Genomic DNA, 23,652 nt, shown 5'->3' on the forward strand with positions numbered 1-23,652 from the left:
GTTTATTCACCCTCTTTCTGTTGAGGGGAATTTTGTACTATTGCCAGGGAGATATTATCCTCGCCACCTCGTTCATTCGCTAAATCAATTAGCTTTTTCATAGAATCTTCTATGGAATCAGCCTCTATAATATATTGGTGTAATTCATGATCTTCAACTTTATTTGTTAAACCATCCGAACATAGAACCAAATAATTTTTAGGCTCCCAGCTTATCGTCTTAATATCAATATCCACTCTTTCTTCAGTTCCTAATGCCTTTAATAAGACATTTTTCCGTGGATGATGCTCTGCATCTTCTGGAGACAATTGACCAGTACGGACCAGTTCGTTAACTAGTGAATGATCCTCTGTCACCTGAGCAAAACCATGGCTGTTGGATAAGTAACATCTGCTATCACCAATGTGCGCTATTGTAATAAAGTAATCTGTACATACAGCAGCAACAATGGTTGTTCCCATTCCTTTACACTCTTCATGGTCAATGGCATACTGTAAAATAATCTGATTAACCTCTTTAATCTCGTCGTTCAGCCATGCTTGAGCTTGTTCAGGTGAAGAAATCTCCTTCGTATTACTCCATCTAGTATGTAATTCCGTTGTAGCCAATGAACTTGCTACATCACCTGCACTATGTCCTCCCATTCCATCAGCTACAATGGCCAGCATTTGATTTTCCTGATTAAAATAAATCCCGCCAGAATCTTCATTATGGCTTCTTACATGGCCCGTATCGGTTAGAAAATTTCCTAACACTCGTATCACCCCGTTTTTTCTTACAAAGCTTATCCAATTTTTTACGAACATATGTATTACGTTTCAGCTATCATTTTCGTTTCAACTAACAGGATAAGCTTAAAAAATCATTCAAGGAAACCGGATTTTCCCGCCCCCATTTACTTTTCTATAGAATACCATAATTATACCTTTTTGATTAACCTCGTTAAGAAAAATCCATCTGTGTCCAAATCCTGCGGAAACAATTGCAGCCCCCATTCGGTTAATCCCTCTAATTCTTTGCATACCTCAGGAAGAGACGCTTTGAAATGTGGATCGATTACAAAATCTTTATGATTTTCCAAAAATGCTTGGATTAACAACTCATTTTCTTCTTTATCAACCGTACATGTACTGTAAATTAACTTTCCATCGGGTTTTAGTAAAGGAGCAACTGCAGCCAGCAAATCACCTTGAACTTTTGCTAAGTTCTGTATATCATCGACAGACTTTTGGTATTTAATATCAGGCTTCCCTCTTAAAACCCCCAATCCGGAACAAGGAGCATCTAAAAGAATTCGATCAAAGGTTCCATTATCATAAATTTCATGGAGCTTGCGGCTGTCTGCTTGTTTAGCTTCTACAATAGTTAGTCCAAGATCCTTTGCTTTCTCTTCAACAAGCTTTGTCTTTTTCTCGTGTAAATCATAGGCATGAATACAGCCCTCATCATTCATTTTTTCAGCAATATGAGTCGTTTTCCCCCCCGGTGCGCTACATGCATCTAAAACAAACATTCCAGGTTCAACATCCATCATTTCTCCAACTAACATGGAACTCTCATCTTGAACTGTTAAGTACTCCTTGAATAATGGATGGCGAAAGATATTACCGTTTTTAATAATAATCCCCTGGGCTGATAAAGGGGAACGTTCTACTTCAAATCCATCCTCCTCCAGTTTCTTTATCATTTCTTCACGGCTTGTTTTCATGGATTGCACACGTACAGAAACTTCCTTTTCATGCAAGTTTCTGAAGCACATCGAGCGGGCAATATCAAATCCATACCATCTTACAAAACGCTCTACCAGCCATTCTGGATGGCTGGTTTCTACTGCCAGTCTTTTCACTGGATTTTCAATGGAATCAATTGAAGGTACACCTTTTCGTTGAACATTCCTCAATACACCATTTACAAATGAGCTTAATCCTTTGCCACCTTTTTTCTTGGCTAATTCAACTGCTTCATAAATAATGGCATGATCAGGTACCCTTTCTAAGTACTGCATCTGATAAATGGCCAAATATAAAAGCCACTTCACCCAGGGTTTAACACGTTTTCGTACAAATGGCTTTAAAAAGTAAGCTAAGGTATCTCTTCGCTGTAAAGTCCCATAAACCAATTCTGTAAGTAAGGCGACATCTTTTTGATTCAGGTTATCCTTCCTTATTTCACGTTGAATCAGTAAATGACTGTAGCCACCACTTTGTCCAACTCTTACCAAAATATTTAATACTGCTTCGCGAACGGTTTTCTGTGCCATGCTACTCTCCTAACCTGTCTCCTGTAGTAAGTTTGCTACCGGCTCCACGTAAAAAGGATTCCGCATTCATACGTTTTTTGCCTGCAGGTTGTAACTCTGTAATTCGAATTCCTTTTTGATCCCCACACACCACTACAAATCCATCCTCATCCATTTCACTAATGGTACCAGGGGTTTCGTTATAAGTTTTGTTAACTTTTTCCCCCCACCAGATTTTAATATTCTTCCCGTTTAGCTTGGTAGATGCTACCGGCCAAGGATGGAGACCTCGAATATGATTATAGATATCCTCATAATTCTCGTTCCAATTTATTCTTTCCTGTTCTCGCTTAATATTATAAGCAAAAGTTGCCTGTTCATGATTCTGTTTTTCTGGTTCAATGGTCTTGTTAAATATTTTGGGCAGAGTATCAACTAACAGATTTGATCCTGCTTCTGCCAATTTATCATGCAAGGAACCAACGTGATCATTCTCTTGAATAGGAACTTTTACCTTGGCAAGCATATCTCCTGCATCTAAAGCCTCAACCATATACATGATTGTAACACCCGTCTCTTTCTTCCCTTCTAAAATTGCATAATGTATCGGCGCACCTCCCCTTAATTCCGGAAGTAACGAGGCATGTACATTAATGCATCCATACAGAGGTTCTTCCAGTAATTCTTTGGGTAAAATTTGACCAAAAGCAGCTGTAACAATAAGATCCGGTTGATAATCGAGCACCATTTCATATTCATTTTTAATCTTCTCTGGTTGTATTACAGGAATATCATGTCGCAGAGCCTCAACTTTTACCGGGGGCGGTGTTAATTCCCTTTTTCTTCCCTTAGGTCGATCCGGCTGGGTAACAACGGCTGCTACTTGATAGCCTTCCTGAATGATGGATTGTAAAACGGGAACAGCAAAATCAGGTGTTCCCATAAATACAATGCGTTTCGTCATTGATTGACACTCCTTCTACATCATTTGCGTTGGTTGAAAGTCAATAGATATTTGCAAATCCTTTGACTGTATTTCCTTTTCATATTGTTGTATGATGCTTTTCATATTCTCATAAAGGTTTGGTTCATTTTTGTATTTTATCATGCATTGATAGCGATATCTATTTTTTATCCTTGTAATAGGAGATGGTGTGGGACCTAGTATTTGTGTTCGATTCATGCTCATATGGTTTAATGATTTCACAATTTTTTGGGTCACTTGGACTACATACGCATTATTAGGGTGAGACACTGTTACTAAAGCCAAAAAATAATAGGGTGGATATTGAAATCTCTTTCGCATCCTCATTTCATACTGGAAGAAGTCATCATATTGATATTGGCTTGCCATCTCTATACTATAATGGTCAGGTGTATACGTTTGGACAACAACCTCACCTGGAAGTTCATGACGACCAGCTCTACCACTGACCTGTGTTAACAATTGAAAGGTTTTTTCAGATGAACGAAAATCTGGTATGTATAGCATAGAATCAGCAGCAAGCACACCTACCAGAGTCACATTATTAAAATCAAGACCTTTTGCAATCATTTGGGTACCTAATAGAATATCAGCCTTTCCTTCCCTGAATTGATTCAATAACTTTTCATGAGCGCCTTTTCTACGAGTAGTATCCACATCCATACGGATAATTCGTGCTTCCGGGAAAGTCTGTTGAAGGGATTCTTCTACTTTCTGAGTTCCCGTACCAAAATAGCGAATCGACTCGCTTCCGCATTCAGGGCACGTTTGGGGCATAGGGATTTCATAAGAACAGTAATGACATTTTAGACGTTCCTGTTTTCTGTGATACGTTAATGAGATATCACAGTGAGGGCATTGCATCGTTGTGCCGCAATCTCTGCACATGACAAATGTAGAGTAGCCCCTGCGATTTAGGAGCAGTACAATTTGTTCATGTTTTTGCAAACGGTCGCGAATGCGTTCTTGCAAAGGAAAAGAAAACATAGACCGGTTACCCTGATGAAGCTCCTTACGCATATCAACAATTTCCACCTCTGGCATACTTTGATTATTCATACGTTTGGATAGAGTCAGTAATTGATAAACTCCTTTTTTTGCCCTAGCAAAAGTCTCAAGCGTAGGCGTTGCACTGCCAAGAATAACAGGACATTGATGATATTCTCCTCGAAAAATAGCAATATCACGTGCATGATAGCGCGGGGTATCATCCTGTTTATAACTGTTCTCGTGTTCTTCATCGATGATAATAATTCCGAGATTTTCAAAAGGAGCAAAAATAGCCGAACGTGCACCCACAACTACCCGTACTTCTTTTCGTAGTATTTTGCGCCATTCATCAAATTTTTCACCTGCTGATAGACCACTATGCATAACGGCGACCTCAGAACCAAATCTTCCTTTAAATCGCTGGACCATTTGCGGTGTTAAGGATATTTCAGGAACAAGAACAATGGCTTCTTCCCCTTTATCCAGTGCTTTCTGGATGGATTGGAGGTAAACCTCTGTTTTTCCACTGCCTGTAACACCATGAAGTAAAAAGACTTCATGAGCAGATTCCTTGATGGAGCGATGGATCGGTGTAATAGCTTCTGATTGTTCCTCTGTTAAGGGAAGCGGCTCTGTTCTTTCAAAATCACGATTTTCATAGGGATCCCGATATACTTCTTTTTCAAATACTTCGATTAATCCACGTTCAGTCAGTGATTTTACCGTAGACCTAGTTGTATTTAGTCTTTCCATCAGCTTCTTCATAGGAACTGGTTCAGGATTATGTAGAAAGAATTCTACAATAGCTTTTTGTTTTTTCGCTTGTTTTGGTATATCGATAAGCGCTTCTTCTAACTGAAGCACGTCTATTGGCTGTGCCCAGGTTATTTTCTTTTTTGTTTCTTTACTCTTCACGATATATCGAACTTCAACATTTCCATCTTTAATCGCTTTTTGAATTTGAGAGTATGGAATATTCCTTTCTTCGATTTCCTCAAATGATACAACAACTCGCCCAGCAAATAATGTTTGCAGCGCTTCAGTCAATTCTATCTCTTCTGCTAGTAACCAAAGTTCTTTTTTATACTTTGCTTTGAGAACTTGTGGAAGCATTACCTGAAGGGAAGTAATCTGGAAACTTAAGGTTTTATTTGCAATCCACGTGCCAAGTTCTAATAGTTCTTTTGTTAAGACAGGTGTATAATCCATTACTTCATGAATCTCTTTTAATTGCACAACATCTGTATCCGGTTTGATTTTCACAACAAACCCCATCACTTTTCGTGGGCCAAAGGGTATAATTACACGCATTCCTTCTTCTAAGCTATCTTCATATCTTTCAGGAACACGGTAATCAAAAACGTGATCAATAGCCATGGAAGGGACATCTACTATAACACTTGCAATGGTCACTGTTCTACACCCTTTAATTCTTCCTCTATTAAAGAAAACAGTTGACGGGCAATTTGTCTTTTTGAGGATAATGGAAGCTGTTCAACTCTTCCTTGTTTTGATATAAAAGTAGCTTCATTTGTATCCCCGGAAAAGCCCGCTCCTTCCTGACTGACATCATTAATGATGACAGCATCTAAATTTTTTCTATCTAATTTCTCTTTTCCATATTGAAGGGCGTTCGTTGTTTCCGCAGCAAATCCAACTAAGTATTGCTGTTCCTTTTTCTCCCCTAAGGCTTTTAAGATATCTTGCGTGCGTTCCATCTCAACGACAAGTGATTCTTCCTGTTTTTTCATTTTTTGATCGAACGTAATCTTAGGTCGGTAATCTGCAACAGCGGCTGCTTTTATAACAATATCAGCCTGCTCATAGTGTCGAAGGACTTCTTTATACATATCTTCAGCTGTTTCTACATCAATTCGCTTGACACCATGGGGTACATCGAGCGGAGACGGTCCAGATATTAAAGTAACATGTGCACCGAGATTTGCTGCTATTTCAGCGATTGCATATCCCATTTTTCCTGATGAACGATTGGTAAAAAACCGGACAGGATCAAGGGATTCCCGAGTAGGTCCAGCCGTGACTACAATCTGCTTTCCTCTAAGATAAGAAGGAGATTCGTCAGCATCCATCTGCTTTTCTATTACTTCTATAATTGATTCAGGCTCTTCCAGTCGACCTTTACCTACATACCCGCAAGCAAGTAAACCTTCACCAGGTTCAATAAATTGATAACCATACTCCGTTAACGTCTGCATATTTTTTTGTACTGCAGGATGAGCATACATGTGTACATTCATAGCTGGGGCCACAAAAACGTTAGCACTTGTTGCAAGTAAGGTTGTAGTCAGCATATCATCAGCTATACCGTTTGCGGCTTTCCCAATCGTGTTTGCTGTTGCTGGAGCTAAAATAAATAAATCTGCCCAATCAGCTAAGTCAATATGAGCAATTTTTTCCGGATCTTTTTCATCAAAGGTATCTGTAAACACCGGCTGTCTTGATAAAGCTTGAAATGTTAAAGGAGTGACAAATTCCCTGGCATGTTCTGTCATAATAACCTTCACTACAGCTCCTTTTTGTACAAGCTTACTGGTTAGTGCACATGCCTTATATGCAGCTATACCTCCCGATACACCTAAAACGACTTTTTTTCCTTTTACCATTGGTTTGATTCCCCCTTGATAATTCATCCCTCACAGGCTAAAAAAGAGTGCCGTAAATCAATTGGGCCTATCTAAAAATCTTTTATGGTACTTATAAAGTGCAAAAAATAACAACCCTATTAAGGTTGTTATTTCAACGATTACGGGTGATTATTCATAATCATGATTAGCTGTTTCCAGTTGCTCAGCCCGAATTTCCTCCAGTGCAGTCCCGACTAATTTATTGGATTTGACATGATCAATCATCGGATCTTTCGTAAATTGCAATTCTCTCGCACGCTTAGCGGACAAGATGACTAAAGCGTATTTTGAATTTACCTTTTCAAGCAATTCATCTACAGATGGTTCTAACATCATTCCATATCACTCTCCAACGCTTTTTTATACTCTTCAGCAATTCGCTCTCTATTACAATGTTCTGCCTGAACAATTGAGTTTATTTTCTCTACAGCGTGATTTACTTCATCATTCACTACTACGTAATCATACGCTTCCATCATTTCAATTTCTTCTTTAGCAGCTAATAAACGATTCCTGACCAGGTCTTCCGATTCTGTTCCTCTATTGATAATTCGATTTTTCAGCTCTTCAAGGCTTGGGGGAAATAAGAAGATAAAAACACCTTCAGGAAAATTATCTTTCACCTGTAATGCCCCTTGAACTTCTATTTCGAGAAAAACATCTTTACCTGAATCGAGTGTTTCTTCTACATATTCTCTAGGGGTTCCATAATAGTTTCCAACATATTCTGCCCATTCGAGCAGTTTATTTTGCTCAATCATTTTTTCTACTTCCTCTTTTTCATGAAAGAAGTAGTCAACCCCATGCTTTTCTCCGTTTCTGGGTTTTCTTGTTGTAACAGATATCGAATATTGTAAGTCTGTTGCCTGATCGAATAGAGCCTTTCTTACGGTGCCTTTTCCGACTCCTGATGGACCGGATAAAATAAACAAGATACCTTTCTTATCAATCACAATATTGCCTCCTAGCCTTCATCCGACATGTCATCGTTACTAATGACACGTTGACCAACTGTTTCTGGCTGTACAGCAGAAAGAATAACATGGTCACTGTCTGCCACAATCACAGCACGTGTACGTCTCCCATATGTAGCGTCTATCAGTTTATTATTGTCTCTTGCAACGGTTATAATTCGTTTTATTGGTGCTGACTCCGGCGATACAATTGAAATAATTCGATTAGCTGATACAACGTTTCCAAAGCCAATATTAATTAATTTTAAACTCAAATATGGTTCCTCCTCTAATTTTAGCCTTTCTGTTTCTATTTACAACAGCTATTTTTGATTTTGCTAATGCTAACGAACCCTAATCTTTCCATTAAACTCGGTATTGTCTCTCGCTTTTCTTCAAAATATACACGATTATTCGGTTTTATTCAACATTTTGAATCTGCTCTTTTAGTTTTTCTACTTCACTTTTGACGTTTACAACCCATTCTGTTATATGGCCGTCGTTGGATTTAGAACCGATTGTGTTGATTTCACGATGCATTTCCTGAATGATAAAATCAAGTTTTCTTCCTATTGATTCATTTTTTTGCAGGGTTGCTATAAATTGATCAATATGACTGAAGAGTCTTGTAACTTCTTCTGTAATATCACCTTTCTCAGCTAATAGTGCGACTTCTTGTATGACTTTTCGGTCATCCTCACGAAGCTCATCGTTTAAATACTCTTCAATTCGATTTCGAATCCGCTTTCGATATTCTTCCATGATGAAATCACGATTCCTATCCAGTTTCTGTACAATGGATTGGATATACAAGACTCGTTGCTGTAAATCATTGAAAATAACTTCTCCTTCCCGTTGTCTCATTTCCAATGATTTCTTTAAAGCTCTGTCGCATGTTTGAAGTAGCAAAGTTTCAAATTCATTATCCGTTTTTTCCTGTTCAACAATAGAAAATGCATCTTCAAGCTGTACTATATCTTGTATTGTAACGGATTCAGACAAATGATAGCGGTTTTTTAGAAGCTCCATCTTTTCTATATATTGATCTAAGAGAGGCCAGTCAATGTGAAGCTTACGATTTACAAGTCCTTCTCCTTCAATGGTTACCATTACATCCACTCTGCCACGTGTAAAGTATGTTCTGGCCTGTTTTTTGATTTTCTCTTCAACATATAGAAGCATTTTTGGCATTTTTATCGACAGGTCTAAAAATCGATGATTGACAGTGCGAACTTCTACTGTAACTCTTGTTTCCCCGATTGCTGCGACTTCTCTACCGTAGCCTGTCATACTTTTAACCAAAATACTCACTTCCATTCTGTTACCAATTATAGGATAAATGCTACGATATTCTTTATTTTATCATGATTTTCCCGGAATTTCTAATAGATATGTCAAAATTCACTGTTACAAGTACCGATTCTATCGTTTTTATTCTTTTCGAGAAGGCATCCAAATCAGAGTTGGAATCGCACTTAAAGCTAATATATATATCCATTCTGTCAAAGGTAACTCTACTGTATGAAAAATGGGTTGCAAGGGTTCATAGTACACGACAACTAGTAGTAATAAAACGGATGACAGTACCGCTCCTACTAAATAAAGATTTCCAATAGGGTTACGTGAAAATACCGAATTATCTGATCGACAATCAAAAACATGAATAAGCTGTGACATTACTAAAGTTGTAAAGGCAATCGTCTGGGCGTATTCTAAATGATCAGGATTTTTTTGATAGGCGAACATAAAGGCCAATAAAGTCACTAAGCCAATTAGAAACCCTCTGCTTACGATTTTATAACCCAATCCTCTCGAGAAGACACTCTCTTTTTGATTGCGTGGCGGTCGTTTCATTACATCTCTTTCCGGCTGGTCCAGTCCTAAAGCTAGTGCTGGCAACCCATCTGTAACTAAATTCACCCATAAGATTTGAACAGGAACTAAAGGTAAAGGCATGGCTAACATCATAGCAAATAACATGACTAAAATTTCTCCTACATTAGATGCTAACAAATAACGAATAAATTTACGTATATTCTCATAAATATTTCTTCCTTCTTCTATAGCCGATTTAATGGTAGCAAAATGATCATCCATTAATACAAGAGAAGATGCCTCTTTTGTAACGTCTGTACCACTTTTCCCCATGCTTATTCCAATATCACTGGCCTTGATAGCAGGTGCATCATTCACCCCATCTCCTGTCATCGCTACAACATGTCCATTATTTTGAAAAGCTTTTACAATACGTAATTTATGCTCTGGAGTAACACGAGCAAAAACATAAACATCAGGAATAAGGGCTTCTAGTTCCTCATCATTCATTGCACTTATTTGATAACCATCTAAAACCTTTCCATTGGGAGGAAGAAGCTGTAATTGTCTGGCAATAGCTTGAGCTGTATTAACATGATCTCCCGTAATCATGACCGTTTTTACACCCGCATCACGACAAATATTAATAGCTTCCCCTACATCCTCGCGTGGTGGATCCATTAGACCGAACAATCCTATAAAAGTCAAATCGCTTTCTAATTGAAAATCCTGATCGTTTTTTGATGCACCTATTTCTTTTACACATACAGCGATAGTACGTAATGCTTCATTGGTCATCCTTTGCATCATATGCTGGATATGCTTTTCTTTTTTTGGTGTAAAGGGTAATTTTTCCTTGCCATCCTGAATCCAGCTTGTCCGTTTTAACAAAACATCAGGAGCTCCTTTTGTAATAACAAAACGTTTACCTTTTTCATCTTCAACCACTACAGACATCCGCTTTCTGGAAGAATCAAAAGGAATTTCACGAATGACTTTCATTCCTTGTAAGCTGTGTCGCGATAACCCCGCCTTTTCTGCCGCCACAACAAGAGCACCTTCAGTAGGATCACCATCGATTTGATAATTACCCTTATTATTCATGATTTCTGCATGACTGCACAATAAAATATATCGTAATAAATGACTAAGCGATTCTGAATGTAAAGGATCTACTCTTTTACGATTTAATAAAAATTTCCCTTTAGGATTATATCCTTTTCCGGTTACAAAAAAATGCTTTTTCGGTACATATATTTGTCTTACTGTCATTTGATTTTGGGTAAGGGTTCCGGTTTTATCTGAACAGATAACAGATGCGGCTCCTAATGTTTCCACAGCAGAAAGCTTACGAACAACTGCTTTACGTTTAATCATTCGCTGTACCCCTAATGAAAGGGCAACTGTCACTATAGCCGGCAGCCCTTCAGGTATTGCTGCAACAGCTAACGACACACCTGCTAAGAACATTTCGTAAATCGGATGCCCCTGATATATCCCTAAAAGGGCTACAGCAACTGTTAATAGTATGGCTGTAACAATTAAAATCTTCCCCAATTCTTCCAGCTTTCTTTCAAGTGGTGTAGGCATACGTTCGGTCGAAGAAAGCATGGAAGCAATTTGACCCATAGCAGTGGACATCCCTGTAGCCACTACAACTCCCATTCCACTGCCTCTTGTAACTAAAGTACCGGAGAAGGCCATATTCTGCTGATCACCAAGTTCTACATTTTCTTTGTGAATGGGTTTATCATCCTTAACGGCAGGAATAGATTCCCCAGTTAATACCGATTCTTCAATTTCAAGGCTATTGATTTCTAATAAACGGACATCTGCACTAACGCGGTCTCCTGTCCTGATTTTGACAATATCGCCTGAAACGAGTTCCCGGCTTGATTTGTTGACCCATACTCCTTCCTGTAATACCGTAACAACCGGGGCAGATAATTCCTTTAATTTTGACAACGATTTTTCAGCTTTTTGCTCCTGAAAAAATCCCAATAATCCGTTCAAGAGAACAATCGCCATAATCGCTATGGCATCTATGTATTCTCCTAACAAACCAGATATTAAAGTAGCACCCAGTAGGACAAGCACCATAAAATCTTTGAATTGCTGGACAAACAAATAAAATCTTGATATTTTTTCCTGGTCTGCAATTGTATTTTCTCCTTGTTGCTGTAAACGATTATAAGCTTGTTTTTCGGTTAAACCAAAACGCATATCAGTCTGGAGCTTTTCTTCTATTTCTGCTTGATTTTTCGTATACCACTTCACAATCCAATACCCCCATCTAAGAGCTTCTTGTGTATATCTATTCAGACAAGCCCAAAAAAATGCTATACTTTGTGTATGATATGAGGTGATGAGATTGTCATTTGATGGAGTAGTAACACGTGCTGTTGTCAATGAACTATCAACGAAGCTAACAACAGGACGTATATTAAAAATTTATCAGCCAACCAACAGTGAGTTAGTCATAACCGTGCGTAGTCATGGAGAGAATCATAAGCTTCTTTTGTCTGTACATCCAAGCTACGCCCGTTTGCATTTAACGAATGAATCCCTTACGAACCCAAAGGAACCGCCAATGTTTTGTATGTTACTGAGGAAATATCTTTCTGGGGGATTTATTGAAAAAGTTGAGCAAAAAGATATGGAGCGTATGATTCGTTTTCGTATATACACCAAGGATGAAATCGGTGATATAACAAGTAAATCCTTAATCGTAGAAATAATGGGCAAGCATAGCAATATAATGCTGGTTGATGAGGAGAAAAACGTTATTTTGGATAGTATGAAGCATATTCCACCAACCCAAAATCGCCATCGCACCATTTTACCGGGCCAGCCCTATGTCTTTCCTCCTGAGCAAAATAAACTCCATCCTTTAGAAATTGATGGGGAACGATTTGTACAAAAACTGGACTTTAATGGAGGTAAGCTCGATCAGCAAATGGTCCAAACCCTAATGGGACTGTCTCCATTAATGGCTAGAGAACTAGAGCACCGTGCTCATCTTGGTTCAGCCCGGAAATATAAGGATGTTTTCGAAGACTTTCAAAAAGATTTAAAAGAGCACAACTATACACCGACGATTTATCAAGGAAATAAGGAGCAATTCTATGTCTTTTATCTGGATTCCCTTCCAAATGAACGCATAACCTATGCTTCTATAAGTGAAATGTTAGACACCTATTATCGAGGCAAAGCAGAACGAGATAGGGTTAAGCAGCAAATGGGTGACATATATCGTCTTTTAAAAAACGAACGTGACAAAAATAAACGCAAAATCAAAAAACATCAACAAACGTTGAAAAAGGCTGAAAAAGCAGAGGTTTATCAAAAGCTGGGAGAATTATTAACAGCCAATATGCACCTGATTAAAACAGGTGATTCTTCCGTAAAGGTTATTGATTACTATGATCCTGAACAGGCGGAGATTGAAATTGAACTTAATCCAAACAAAACACCCAGCGAAAATGCCCAGAGCCTGTTTCAAACCTATCATAAGTTAAAGAAATCAAAAGAAGTGGTCACAAAAGAGATTGATAAAGCAAATGAGGAGATTCAGTATTTAGAGCAGTTGATGCAGCAATTAGAGTCAGCAAGGGAGCAGGATTTAGAAGAGATACGCGAAGAACTCCAAGAACAAGGGTTTATTAAGAAAAAAAGGAATAAGCAAAAGAAGAAAAAGAATCAGAAGCCTCAGCTGGATGAATATCAAGCTTCTGATGGAACATTGATTTTAGTTGGACGCAATAACAAGCAAAATGAATATTTAACCAATCGCTTAGCCAATAAAGAAGAAATTTGGCTTCATGCAAAGGACATACCGGGATCCCATGTCTTAATTAGAGATACCCGTCCAAATGAGGAAACCATCCAGGAAGCTGCACAACTTGCCGCTTTCTATAGCAAATCGAAAATGTCATCAACCGTTCCAATTGATTATACAAAAGTAAAACATGTGCATAAACCAAATGGCGCAAAACCCGGTTATGTCATCTATGAAAACCAGAAAACCGTTTTTGTTACTCCGACTGAAAAGAAGATTCACGAAATGAAAAAGGATAGATCATAACGAAAGAAGGCTGACCCTGAAGCATTGGGACAGCCTGACTTTTATTGGGATAAGAAATTTCTTATATGTATTGAAACAAAAGGATAAACAAAAGAATGGTTGCGAGATAGGTAAAACCACTATGACCCCAATATTTGTTGTTATGACGCCGGAACATGAAATAATTCCAGCCTGCAAAAATAAGGATTCCTATGAGGAAACTTATACTTGCTTTCCATGAGAAAATAGATTCTGACTCCTCCATAGAAAGTGTAACCCATAAATAGATATATAAATAACATGTAAATAGTCCGAGTGCGGCATTCCCTACGATTAACCAGGCCCATTTTGATATTTTCAAGTCATCACAGCCTTTGTTTATTTTTTCCTTGGATTATTGTACAATGACTCTCGGTTAGATGCAATGATCCCAATTAACCAGACCAAAGAAACCTATATCGGCAGAAAATATCGCTTCAAATCCAAATACATGCTCTATGATATCGATAAGTGGTCACGCCACTTAAGTAAATCCTCTTTTTGTTGTTGTGAAATCTGTTTGTTATGGTTCATATGGGATAAAAGAGTATCAAAGTCTGTTAAACTTTCATAACGAATTCGAGCAGACTTAAAGTTTTTTAGACTAGCGGTTAGCCCATAAGTAAATATAGATAACATTGCCATCACTTCTCCTCCGGACCTTTCAATCGTTTTAGCAGCATTCAACACACTCATTCCCGTAGATACTAAGTCCTCAATGACAATGACCTTTTGCCCTTTTGACAAATTTCCTTCTATTTGATTTTGTTTTCCATGCGCTTTAGCCTTCCCCCTAACATATACCATCGGCAGCTCTAATTGATCTGCTACCCAAGCCGCATGAGGAATCCCAGCTGTTGCACAACCCGCAATAATGTCTGTTTCAGGATATTGATTAGAGATAACCTCGGCAAAATAGGCTGTAATGTTTTTTCTTACTTTTGGAAAGGACATCAGGATCCGATTATCACAATAAATCGGCGATTGGATTCCTGATGACCATGTAAAGGGAGCCTCTGTCCGAACTTGAAGTGCTCCTGCTTTCATTAATTGGCTGGCCACAAACGTTTTTCTATTCATCCTTCCACTCCTTTACTACTCGTTCATATTGTTTTTTTGGATGGATGGCTCTCGTAATACTTCTCCCCATCACAATCATATCACTTCCTCGTTGTTTAGCATCTCGAGGGGTTGCTACTCTCTTTTGGTCTTCTAAGCGATCATCATCAAATCGAATCCCTGGAGTACAGGTTAGAAAAGCCCTTCCACACGCTTTCTTTATAAGAGGTACTTCATGAACAGAGCAAATAACGCCGTCAACACCTGATTGGCAAGCTAATGCGGCATATTCCTCAATCGTTCTATTCATGGACCATGAAATGCCAAGTTCACGATTTAGCATTTTTTCATCGGTTGAAGTAAGTTGTGTGACAGCCAATAAAAGGGGGGGTTTAACATTTGCATTTGTACCCCTATCAAGCCCTTCTTTTGCAGCTGTCATCATATGAAGACCACCAGCAGTATGTACATTCACAATATCTACACCTATACTTGCTAAATTTTTCATGGCAGATTTGACGGTATTGGGAATATCATGGAGTTTTAAATCCAGAAAAATAGGGTGTTCATTCTTTTTCAGTTCCTCAATCACTTTTGGACCTTCACGGTAAAAAAGCTCCATTCCTACTTTAACCGGCACCCCTTGTAATTCGTTATTTTGTAAAAAAGCAGTAGCTTCAGACAGCGTTTGAAAATCTAACGCCAGGTAGACTGGTTTGTTCATTCTGTAACCCCCTTGGCCGAACAATTCTGGACGGATGAATACCCATATTTCTCTAATGTCGATGGTAATTCATCAATGATATTTGAACATATATAAGGATTTTGAAAATTAGCCGTCCCTATAGCTACCGCATTTGCTCCAGCAAGTAAAAATTCCAGCACATCTTCACTTGAAGTTATTCCGCCCATACCGATAATGGGTAAATCTACCTCTTGTCTAACTTGATAAATCATTCGGATAGCAATGGGTTTAATGGCAGGACCAGATAATCCGCCTGTTACATTAGCAAGTACTGGTTTTTGCGTGTTTAGATCCATTTTCATAGCAGTCAGTGTATTAATCATAGACAAACCATCAGCACCTGCTGAAGCTTGTGCTTTTGCCATTGCTACAATATTTGTGACATTAGGTGAAAGTTTTACATAAACCGGTTTATTTGTTACTTTTTTTACCTGTTCTGTGACATTTGCGGAACGTTTCGGATCGGTCCCAAACTGGATGCCACCCTCTTTTACATTTGGACACGATATGTTTAGTTCCAGAGCCTGAATATTAGAAGATTGCGAGATGGTTTTCGCCACTTCTACGTACTCTTCTACCGTGCTTCCTGCTACGTTTGCAATAATCGGCACTTGATATGAATCTAAAAACGGGAGTTCATCCTGAATAATCTGCTTCACCCCAGGATTTTGCAGTCCTATCGCATTTAACATCCCTGAATGGGTTTCTGCCACTCGGGGGGTTTCATTACCATACCTTGGTTTTAAAGTCGCCGCTTTTAGAACCAATGCCCCTAGCTTACTCAAGTCAAAAAACTCACTGAACTCCTGCCCAAAACCAAAACAGCCAGAAGCAGGCATAACCGGATTTTTCAACTGTAAGCCAGGAATTGAGACCGCTAAATCTGTCATAAAATCACCTCTCTCGCCGAAAAAACAGGGCCATCCTTACAAATTTTTCGGTATCCTTTATGATCGTGAGGGTCACTCGTTTTACATACACAGGCAAAGCAGGCGCCGATGCCACAACCCATTCTTTCTTCTAAGGAAAGAAATCCAGGTATTGTGTCCATACATTTTGTAACAGCCTTTAACATTCCAGCAGGACCACAGGTATAATAGCGATCAATTTCATCCCGAAATGAGGGTAAAAAGTCCGTTACTCTCCCTTTAAAACCGGCTGTTCCGTCTTCTGTTACTAATAACATATTTCCTAGTTGAGCAAACTTCTTTTCATAAAAAACAGCTTTCTTCGTTTGAAACCCCAATACTGTTATGACTTGATTATGTTGATTAATAAGTTTTCGGGCTAAATAGTAGAGAGGGGGGACTCCAACCCCTCCCCCAACAAGTAAAATTTTTTCATATTTGACATCCTCAACAGGAAATCCATTCCCCCTTGGGCCTAATACATGAAGCTTATGTCCAGGTTGTTGTTCCTTTAACCATTTCGTTCCTTCTCCGATCATTTTATAAATAATCGTTATCCTTTTACCTTCAGGATTCACATTTGTAATGGAGATGGGGCGTCTTAATAGGTGCGTCATCCCCTCACCTATCCTAATATGAAGAAATTGACCAGAATCTGGGATAAAATCTGCAAGTTCTCCAGATAGAATCATCTCGTACGTATCCAGGGCAAGAGGTTTATTTTGGACAATTGTCATCCATTCCTCTTTTATCATGTTAATACCACCTCTTGCTTAGGCATACAGCTCGCCGTAAAGGTCATCGATTCGATTACACGTAACATAGCTCTTGCAGTATCCAGCGAAGTAAAACATGCAATCCCATGTTCGACTGCCTCGCGCCTTATTCTAAATCCATCGGTATGGGGCTGCTTTCCTTTTGTTAACGTATTAATTACAAACTGTACATCTCCATTTTCAATCACATCCAGTACACTTTGAGCTCTTGCTCCAATTTTACCGACTTTACTTACCGGAATGTTTAATTGTTCCAATAATCTGCCTGTTCCTTCTGTAGCTAAAATTTTAAATCCAAGATTATGAAACCTGCTCGCTATCCCTTTCATTTCTTCTTTATCTTTGTCTGCAACGGTAAGTAACACTGCACCACCATTTGGTATGCTTAATCCAGATGCAGATAATCCCTTGTATAATGCTTTTTCTAAATTGATATCCCGGCCAATGACTTCTCCTGTTGATTTCATTTCTGGTCCTAAACTAATGTCTACCCTCCGTAATTTTTCAAAGGAGAAGACCGGAACCTTAACAGATACCACCTCTGCTTCTGGTAACACACCACTTTTATATCCTAACGTTTTCAGCTTCGTTCCCAACATAACCTTTGTCGCTAAATTTGCCATAATTAGTCCAGTTACTTTGCTTAAAAATGGTATTGTACGGCTTGCTCGGGGATTAACTTCAAGGACATAGATTATATCTTCATGTAAAACGAATTGAATATTGATTAAACCAATGACACCTAATTCTTTGGCCAGTTTTTGGGTGATTTCGATACAACGATTCTTTTGGCTATCACTCAATCGTTGAGTTGGGTATACGGCAATTGAATCTCCTGAATGAACACCTGCCCGCTCAATATGTTCCATGATTCCAGGAATAACAACTGTTTCACCGTCACAAATCGCATCAACTTCCATTTCAATGCCCGTTAAGTATCGATCAATTAAAACAGGATGATCCTTGTGAACCTTTACAGCTTCCTTCATATAGCGATCTAAATCTTCACGCTCATAAACAATCTCCATTGCTCTTCCCCCCAGTACATAGGATGGACGGACAAGTACTGGAAATCCTAATTTTTCCGCGCTCTCTATGGCTTCTGGAATGGATGTTGCGATTTTCGCTTTTGGTCTTGCAATGTTTAATCGATCTAACGTTTTTTCAAATTGGTTACGATCTTCTGTAGCATCAATTGATTCAAGGTCTGTTCCCAAGATCCGGACACCTCTTTTTGCAAGGCCTTCTGCAAGAGAAATAGCGGTTTGACCCCCAAATTGAACAATCACCCCTTCTGGCTGTTCCAGATCAATAACATTCATGACATCTTCTATCGTTAAGGGTTCAAAGTATAATTTATCCGAAACACTAAAATCCGTGGAGACTGTCTCAGGATTGTTATTGACAATAATAGCTTCGTAACCCACTTCTTTTAAGGCTAAAACAGAATGTACCGTCTCATAATCAAACTCAATACCTTGACCAATTCGAATGGGCCCTGAACCAAGCACTACAACTTTTTTACGATTAGATGGATTCGATTCATTCTCTTCTTCGTAGGTGCTATAAAAATAAGGTGTTGTCGACTCAAATTCAGCAGCGCACGTATCGACCATCTTATAAACAGGTATAATATCCTGTTGTTTACGGAAGGTTTCAACCTCCAAAACGCTCGTATTCCATAATCTTGCTATCGCTTCATCCGAAAAGCCTAATGGCTTTACATTTGCCAAAGTGTTTTTATTCCAGCAATTTTGGCTTAATTTTGATTCCCATTTAATGATTTTTTCGATTTTTGATAAGAAATAAAAGTCAATTTTCGTCCATTTATGCAAGTCATGAATGGTAAACCCCTGTCTTAATGCTTCTGCCAGAAGAAACAACCGCTCATCATCTGCTCGCTTTAATCGTTCCATGATGTGTTCTTTACTCATTCCTTCATATTCATTTCTGTAGAGTTCAATTGTATCTACTTCAAGGGAACGAACAGCCTTCAAAATCGATTCTTCAAATGTACGACCGATTGCCATCACTTCACCTGTTCCTTTCATTTGCGTACCTAAATTTCGATTACCTGAACTAAATTTGTCAAAGGGCCATCTCGGAATTTTGGTTACGATATAATCAAGAGCAGGTTCAAAACAGGCATATGTATTTCCTGTAATCGGATTTTTCATTTCATCTAATGTTAATCCGACAGCGATTTTAGCTGCAATTTTGGCAATTGGATAGCCCGTTGCTTTAGATGCTAGTGCAGATGAACGACTTACTCGCGGGTTTACTTCAATGACATAATATTGAAAGCTATTTGGGTCTAAAGCCAGTTGAACATTACAGCCTCCTTCAATCTCCAATTCACGGATAATTTTTAAAGAAACATCCCTCAGCATTTGGTACTCACGATCTGTTAGTGTCTGAGAGGGTGCCGTAACAATAGAATCTCCTGTATGAATCCCAACTGGATCAACATTTTCCATGTTACAAACGACAATCGCATGATCATGACAGTCACGCATTACTTCATATTCAATTTCTTTAAAGCCGGCAATGCTTTTTTCGATTAAGCATTGGTGAACAGGAGATGTCATGAGACCATGACGAATGATCTCAAGTAATGATTCTTCATTATCACACATCCCCCCACCTGTTCCACCAAGGGTATAAGCGGGACGAACAATCACGGGATACCCAATTTGACGGGCAAATGAAAGTGCCTGCTCTTCATTGCTCACAATGGTACTTTCAGGTACAGGTTCCCCCATTTCTTTCATAAGGGACCGGAATTGATCCCGATCCTCCGCTTTCTGTATAGCATCCAGTCGTGTACCTAAAACTTCAACGTTATACTCGACCAAAATTCCACTATCATTTAATTGCATAGCTAAATTTAGCCCTGTTTGCCCACCTAGTGTCGGTAAAATCGCGTCAGGCTGTTCCTTTCGAATAATTTTCGTTACGAAATCAACCGTTAATGGCTCCATGTATACTTTATCTGCAACCGTTTGATCCGTCATAATCGTGGCGGGATTGGAGTTTGCTAGCAGTACTTCATAGCCTTCTTCTTTTAGCGATTGACAAGCTTGTGTTCCAGAATAATCAAATTCAGCGGCTTGCCCAATGACAATAGGTCCTGATCCAATCACCAGGATTTTATGAATGTCTGTACATTTGGTCATGATTGTACCCCCTGTCTTTTGTGCTCAAGAATCATTGTTAGAAAACGATCAAAAAGCGAATTTGAATCCTGTGGTCCAGGTGAACTTTCCGGATGGTACTGAACGGAAAAGACTGGATATCTTTTATGTCTGAGTCCTTCAACAGTTCCATCATTTAAAGCATATTGATTCATTTCTAATTCAGTATTTTGTAATGATGAAACGTCAACTGCATACCCGTGGTTTTGAGAGGTCATCCAAACACGGCCGCTCTCGTTATCAAATACGGGATGATTTGAACCCCGATGACCAAACTTTAAAGGGTGGGTATCTGCTCCACATGCTAGAGCAATCAGCTGATGACCTAAGCAAATACCGAATATTGGTATTCCTCCTATCAATGATTGAATCGTCTCAATAGCCTCTGGTACACACTTTGGATTACCTGGACCATTTGTGAGCATAATTCCATCAGGCTTTAGTTGTTTAATTGCCTCACCCGTTGTGTCATAAGGTACAACGGTAACATGACAATTGCGCTTCGTTAATTCTCGTAAAATGCCATGCTTCATTCCATAATCTATCAAAACGATTCGTTGGCCTCTACCCGGAACTACATAAGGTTTCATAGTTGATACTTGTTTAACTTGATCAGAGGGCGGTATTGCTTCCGATAGTTGACGAACGATAATCTCATCTGGAGTTTCAGAGGAGGTAAGGATTCCCTTTAACGTACCTCTGCTTCGGATTCGTTTCGTTAATTTCCGGGTATCAATTCCCTGTATTCCTGGAATGTTCTTCATTTTTAAGAATTGATCTAACGTTTGTTCACTTCGGAAATGGGAAGGCGAATCACAGCTTTCTTTTACTACTAGGCCGCCGATACTTGGGTCAACTGTCTCAAAGTCATCCATATTCACCCCATAAATGCCTGTTTGCGGATAAGTTAGTGTAACAATTTGCCCGCAATAAGACGGGTCTGATATGATTTCCTGATAGCCTGTCATACCTGTATTAAAGACCACTTCCCCCATAACCTCTTTTTCACTACCTATCCCTTCACCTTTAAACACTGTTCCATCTTCTAAAACAAGTTTTCGTTGTATCATTGGATTGAATCCCCCTCCTTCCATGCCATTTTCCCGTTTACAATCGTTAGTACCGGCCAGCCCTGTACCTTCCAGCCTTGAAACGGTGTATTTCTTCCTTTAGATACAAATTGACTGGGATCAATGCTTTTTTCCTTTTGCAAATCTATTAAAACAACATCGGCACTACTTCCAAGCGTTAGTTTGCCATAAGGAAGACCAAAAATGTTTGCGGGTTCAACAGTTAGCAGTTCAACTAATCGTTGTAAAGAAAGAATTCCTGGTTTTACGAACTGGCTGTATAAAAGCGGAAAGGCGGTTTCTAAACCGACAATTCCAAAAGGAGCATGTAAAAAGCCACCACCCTTTTCTTCTTTTGTGTGTGGGGCGTGATCTGTTGCAATACAATCAATCGTTCCATCTAATAACCCTTCGATTAAAGCGGCTTGATCATCCCTTGAACGCAAAGGGGGATTCATTTTATAGTTCGCATCATTACTGGATATATCTTCTTCATTTAAAAGTAAATGATGTGGAGTTACTTCTGCGGTAACGTGAATCCCCGCTTTTTTGGCATCTCTAATCACTCTTACCGATTCCTTTGAACTTACATGACAGACGTGATAATGACAGCCTGTAGCTTCAGCCAGTAATATATCCCTTGCAATGTGAACCGATTCGCTTACTGAAGGAATCCCTGGAAGTTTCAGGTCATGATTTTTCCTTCCTTCATGTATAACTCCCTTATATACGAGATCAATGTCCTCACAATGGGCAACAATGGATGCATCCATTTCAGAAGCCTCTTTCATCGCTTTAAACATCATTTCTGCGGATTGAACACCAAATCCATCATCTGTAAAAGCTACTGCACCTAATGCTTTTAATGACTTTACATTTGTCAACTTCTGTCCTTGCTGATTTTCTGTGATGGATGCATATGGCAGTACCCTTACGTTTGCTCTGGGCTTAATACGAGTTAGGATTTCTTGCAGGGAATCATCTGAATCTGGAACAGGTTTTGTATTAGGCATGGCACAAACGGTTGTAAATCCCCCCCTCGCAGCTGCTAATGTACCCGTTTCAATTGTTTCTTTTGCTTCTCCTCCAGGCTCGCGAAGATGAACATGAATATCAATCAATCCTGGTAAAAGAAGATTTCCGTTCCCATTGATGACTTGATCTGCTTCTGCATTAAGACGTTTCCCTATCGCATGAATTTTTCCCTCTTTTATGTAAATCTCATTGCGTTCACCTTGATTGACAGATTCTGGAAGGATGATGTCTTTAATTAGCAACGACATTTAGTTTGCCCCTTTCTTTTAACAGTTGGTGGATAATCGCCATCCTGATAGCCACTCCATTATGCATTTGCTTAAATATTCTGGACCGTTTGCATTCTACTAATCTATCATCAATTTCAACCCCGCGATTTACCGGAGCAGGATGTAAAATGATACTTCCCTGCTTCATTCTTTTTTCCCGTTCTATGGTTAGTCCATAGTTAGATAAATAATCTTCCACTTGAGGTATAGCTGATGCTTGATGACGTTCTTTCTGGACCCTTAAAAGCATGAGTACATCACTTTGTTCAACTGCTTCATCGATGGAAACATAGTCCACTGGTATATCCTCATCTCTCCATATGAAAGGAGCGGCAAACTTCACAACCGCTCCTAAATTTTTTAATGCATATGCATTGGACTTTGCGACCCGACTGTGAAGAATATCTCCAGCTATGGTAATGTTTAAATTTTTAAACGTGCCAAATTCTTGATAGATAGTGAAAAGATCCAATAAACATTGGGTAGGATGTTCACCTTTTCCATCACCTGCATTCACAAGCGGGATATTTACTTTTTCTTTTAATATTTGATAAAAAGCATCATCAGGATGACGAATAACCACAAGATTAGTCCCAAGCGCTTCTAAGGTTTTGACCGTATCGTAAAGGCTCTCTCCCTTTTGTACACTTGATGTGTCTTTAGTAAAATGGAGAAGAGAAATGCCCAGACGGTGTGCAGCCATTTCAAAGCTCATTTTTGTACGTGTACTTGGTTCAAAAAAGAGTAACGCCAACGTTTTCTTCTGGATGTGAAGTTGTTCACCATTTATGATCTTTTGAGCATCATCAAGTAGTGAATAGATTTCATCACGCGTTAAATCCTTCATTGAAAGTACGTGTTCCATGC

General features: G+C 39.0%; 19 protein-coding genes. 1 reads left to right on the forward strand and 18 read right to left on the reverse strand.

Annotated features, from left to right (window positions below; all coding sequences use genetic code 11):
• Positions 1-2 precede the first annotated feature (2 nt).
• The 10 genes from BMX63_RS12895 to BMX63_RS12940 all read right to left on the reverse strand — a co-directional run bounded on the left by BMX63_RS12895 (position 3) and on the right by BMX63_RS12940 (position 11,904).
• The gene (locus BMX63_RS12895; RefSeq protein ID WP_093136403.1) at positions 3-755 is read right to left on the reverse strand and encodes a Stp1/IreP family PP2C-type Ser/Thr phosphatase; all 753 of its coding nucleotides are present in this window, start codon (positions 753-755) and stop codon (positions 3-5) included.
• 164 nt (positions 756-919) lie between these two features.
• Positions 920-2,260, reverse strand: a complete 1,341-nt coding sequence (rsmB, locus tag BMX63_RS12900) for a 16S rRNA (cytosine(967)-C(5))-methyltransferase RsmB (protein ID WP_093136406.1) — start codon at positions 2,258-2,260, stop codon at positions 920-922.
• Between the two features lies 1 nt (position 2,261).
• Complete coding sequence (gene fmt / locus BMX63_RS12905) at positions 2,262-3,203, reverse strand: methionyl-tRNA formyltransferase (RefSeq protein WP_093136408.1); 942 nt, start codon at positions 3,201-3,203, stop codon at positions 2,262-2,264.
• Positions 3,204-3,218: 15 nt separating this feature from the next.
• Positions 3,219-5,627, reverse strand: coding sequence for a primosomal protein N' (gene priA, locus BMX63_RS12910; protein ID WP_093136409.1), 2,409 nt, complete (start codon positions 5,625-5,627; stop codon positions 3,219-3,221).
• Positions 5,624-6,838 carry a bifunctional phosphopantothenoylcysteine decarboxylase/phosphopantothenate--cysteine ligase CoaBC gene (gene coaBC / locus BMX63_RS12915; protein WP_093136410.1) on the reverse strand — a complete coding sequence of 405 codons (1,215 nt, stop codon included), beginning with the start codon at positions 6,836-6,838 and terminating at the stop codon, positions 5,624-5,626. Before coaBC ends, priA begins: the two co-directional genes overlap by 4 nt.
• A 150-nt stretch (positions 6,839-6,988) precedes the next feature.
• Positions 6,989-7,195, reverse strand: coding sequence for a DNA-directed RNA polymerase subunit omega (rpoZ, locus tag BMX63_RS12920; protein WP_093136411.1), 207 nt, complete (start codon positions 7,193-7,195; stop codon positions 6,989-6,991).
• Positions 7,192-7,812, reverse strand: coding sequence for a guanylate kinase (gene gmk, locus BMX63_RS12925; protein ID WP_093136412.1), 621 nt, complete (start codon positions 7,810-7,812; stop codon positions 7,192-7,194). The genes rpoZ and gmk overlap by 4 nt, the downstream gene beginning before the upstream one ends.
• A gap of 11 nt (positions 7,813-7,823) precedes the next feature.
• Positions 7,824-8,087, reverse strand: a complete 264-nt coding sequence (gene remA, locus BMX63_RS12930; RefSeq protein ID WP_093136413.1) for an extracellular matrix/biofilm regulator RemA — start codon at positions 8,085-8,087, stop codon at positions 7,824-7,826.
• Positions 8,088-8,232: 145 nt separating this feature from the next.
• Positions 8,233-9,114 (reverse strand): YicC/YloC family endoribonuclease, encoded by an 882-nt coding sequence (locus BMX63_RS12935; RefSeq protein WP_093136414.1) that lies wholly within the window; start codon positions 9,112-9,114, stop codon positions 8,233-8,235.
• Positions 9,115-9,243: 129 nt separating this feature from the next.
• Positions 9,244-11,904, reverse strand: a complete 2,661-nt coding sequence (locus BMX63_RS12940) for a calcium-translocating P-type ATPase, SERCA-type (protein ID WP_093136415.1) — start codon at positions 11,902-11,904, stop codon at positions 9,244-9,246.
• A 94-nt stretch (positions 11,905-11,998) separates the two neighbouring features.
• Between BMX63_RS12940 and BMX63_RS12945 the strand changes: the two genes are divergently transcribed.
• Complete coding sequence (locus tag BMX63_RS12945; protein WP_093136416.1) at positions 11,999-13,711, forward strand: Rqc2 family fibronectin-binding protein; 1,713 nt, start codon at positions 11,999-12,001, stop codon at positions 13,709-13,711.
• Between the two features lie 474 nt (positions 13,712-14,185).
• Here BMX63_RS12945 and pyrE read toward each other — a convergent pair whose 3' ends face one another.
• The 8 genes from pyrE to BMX63_RS12985 are packed head-to-tail and all read right to left on the reverse strand — an operon-like array spanning position 14,186 to position 23,650.
• The gene (gene pyrE / locus BMX63_RS12950; RefSeq protein ID WP_093136417.1) at positions 14,186-14,809 is read right to left on the reverse strand and encodes an orotate phosphoribosyltransferase; all 624 of its coding nucleotides are present in this window, start codon (positions 14,807-14,809) and stop codon (positions 14,186-14,188) included.
• Positions 14,802-15,512: an orotidine-5'-phosphate decarboxylase gene (pyrF, locus tag BMX63_RS12955; protein ID WP_093136418.1), complete on the reverse strand. Its 711-nt coding sequence runs from the start codon at positions 15,510-15,512 to the stop codon at positions 14,802-14,804. Before pyrF ends, pyrE begins: the two co-directional genes overlap by 8 nt.
• The gene (locus BMX63_RS12960) at positions 15,509-16,423 is read right to left on the reverse strand and encodes a dihydroorotate dehydrogenase (protein WP_093136420.1); all 915 of its coding nucleotides are present in this window, start codon (positions 16,421-16,423) and stop codon (positions 15,509-15,511) included. Before BMX63_RS12960 ends, pyrF begins: the two co-directional genes overlap by 4 nt.
• A complete protein-coding gene (locus BMX63_RS12965; protein ID WP_093136422.1) occupies positions 16,420-17,196 on the reverse strand; it encodes a dihydroorotate dehydrogenase electron transfer subunit in 777 nt (258 codons plus the stop codon). The genes BMX63_RS12960 and BMX63_RS12965 overlap by 4 nt, the downstream gene beginning before the upstream one ends.
• Positions 17,193-20,393: a carbamoyl-phosphate synthase large subunit gene (gene carB / locus BMX63_RS12970; RefSeq protein ID WP_093136424.1), complete on the reverse strand. Its 3,201-nt coding sequence runs from the start codon at positions 20,391-20,393 to the stop codon at positions 17,193-17,195. Before carB ends, BMX63_RS12965 begins: the two co-directional genes overlap by 4 nt.
• The gene (locus BMX63_RS12975; RefSeq protein WP_093136425.1) at positions 20,390-21,481 is read right to left on the reverse strand and encodes a carbamoyl phosphate synthase small subunit; all 1,092 of its coding nucleotides are present in this window, start codon (positions 21,479-21,481) and stop codon (positions 20,390-20,392) included. Before BMX63_RS12975 ends, carB begins: the two co-directional genes overlap by 4 nt.
• Complete coding sequence (locus BMX63_RS12980) at positions 21,478-22,764, reverse strand: dihydroorotase (protein ID WP_093136427.1); 1,287 nt, start codon at positions 22,762-22,764, stop codon at positions 21,478-21,480. Before BMX63_RS12980 ends, BMX63_RS12975 begins: the two co-directional genes overlap by 4 nt.
• Positions 22,748-23,650, reverse strand: coding sequence for an aspartate carbamoyltransferase catalytic subunit (locus BMX63_RS12985; RefSeq protein ID WP_093136428.1), 903 nt, complete (start codon positions 23,648-23,650; stop codon positions 22,748-22,750). The genes BMX63_RS12980 and BMX63_RS12985 overlap by 17 nt, the downstream gene beginning before the upstream one ends.
• Between the last annotated feature and the right edge of the window lie 2 nt (positions 23,651-23,652).

This window comes from Salinibacillus kushneri (genome assembly GCF_900111405.1).
GTDB lineage: Bacteria > Bacillota > Bacilli > Bacillales > Alkalibacillaceae > Salinibacillus > Salinibacillus kushneri.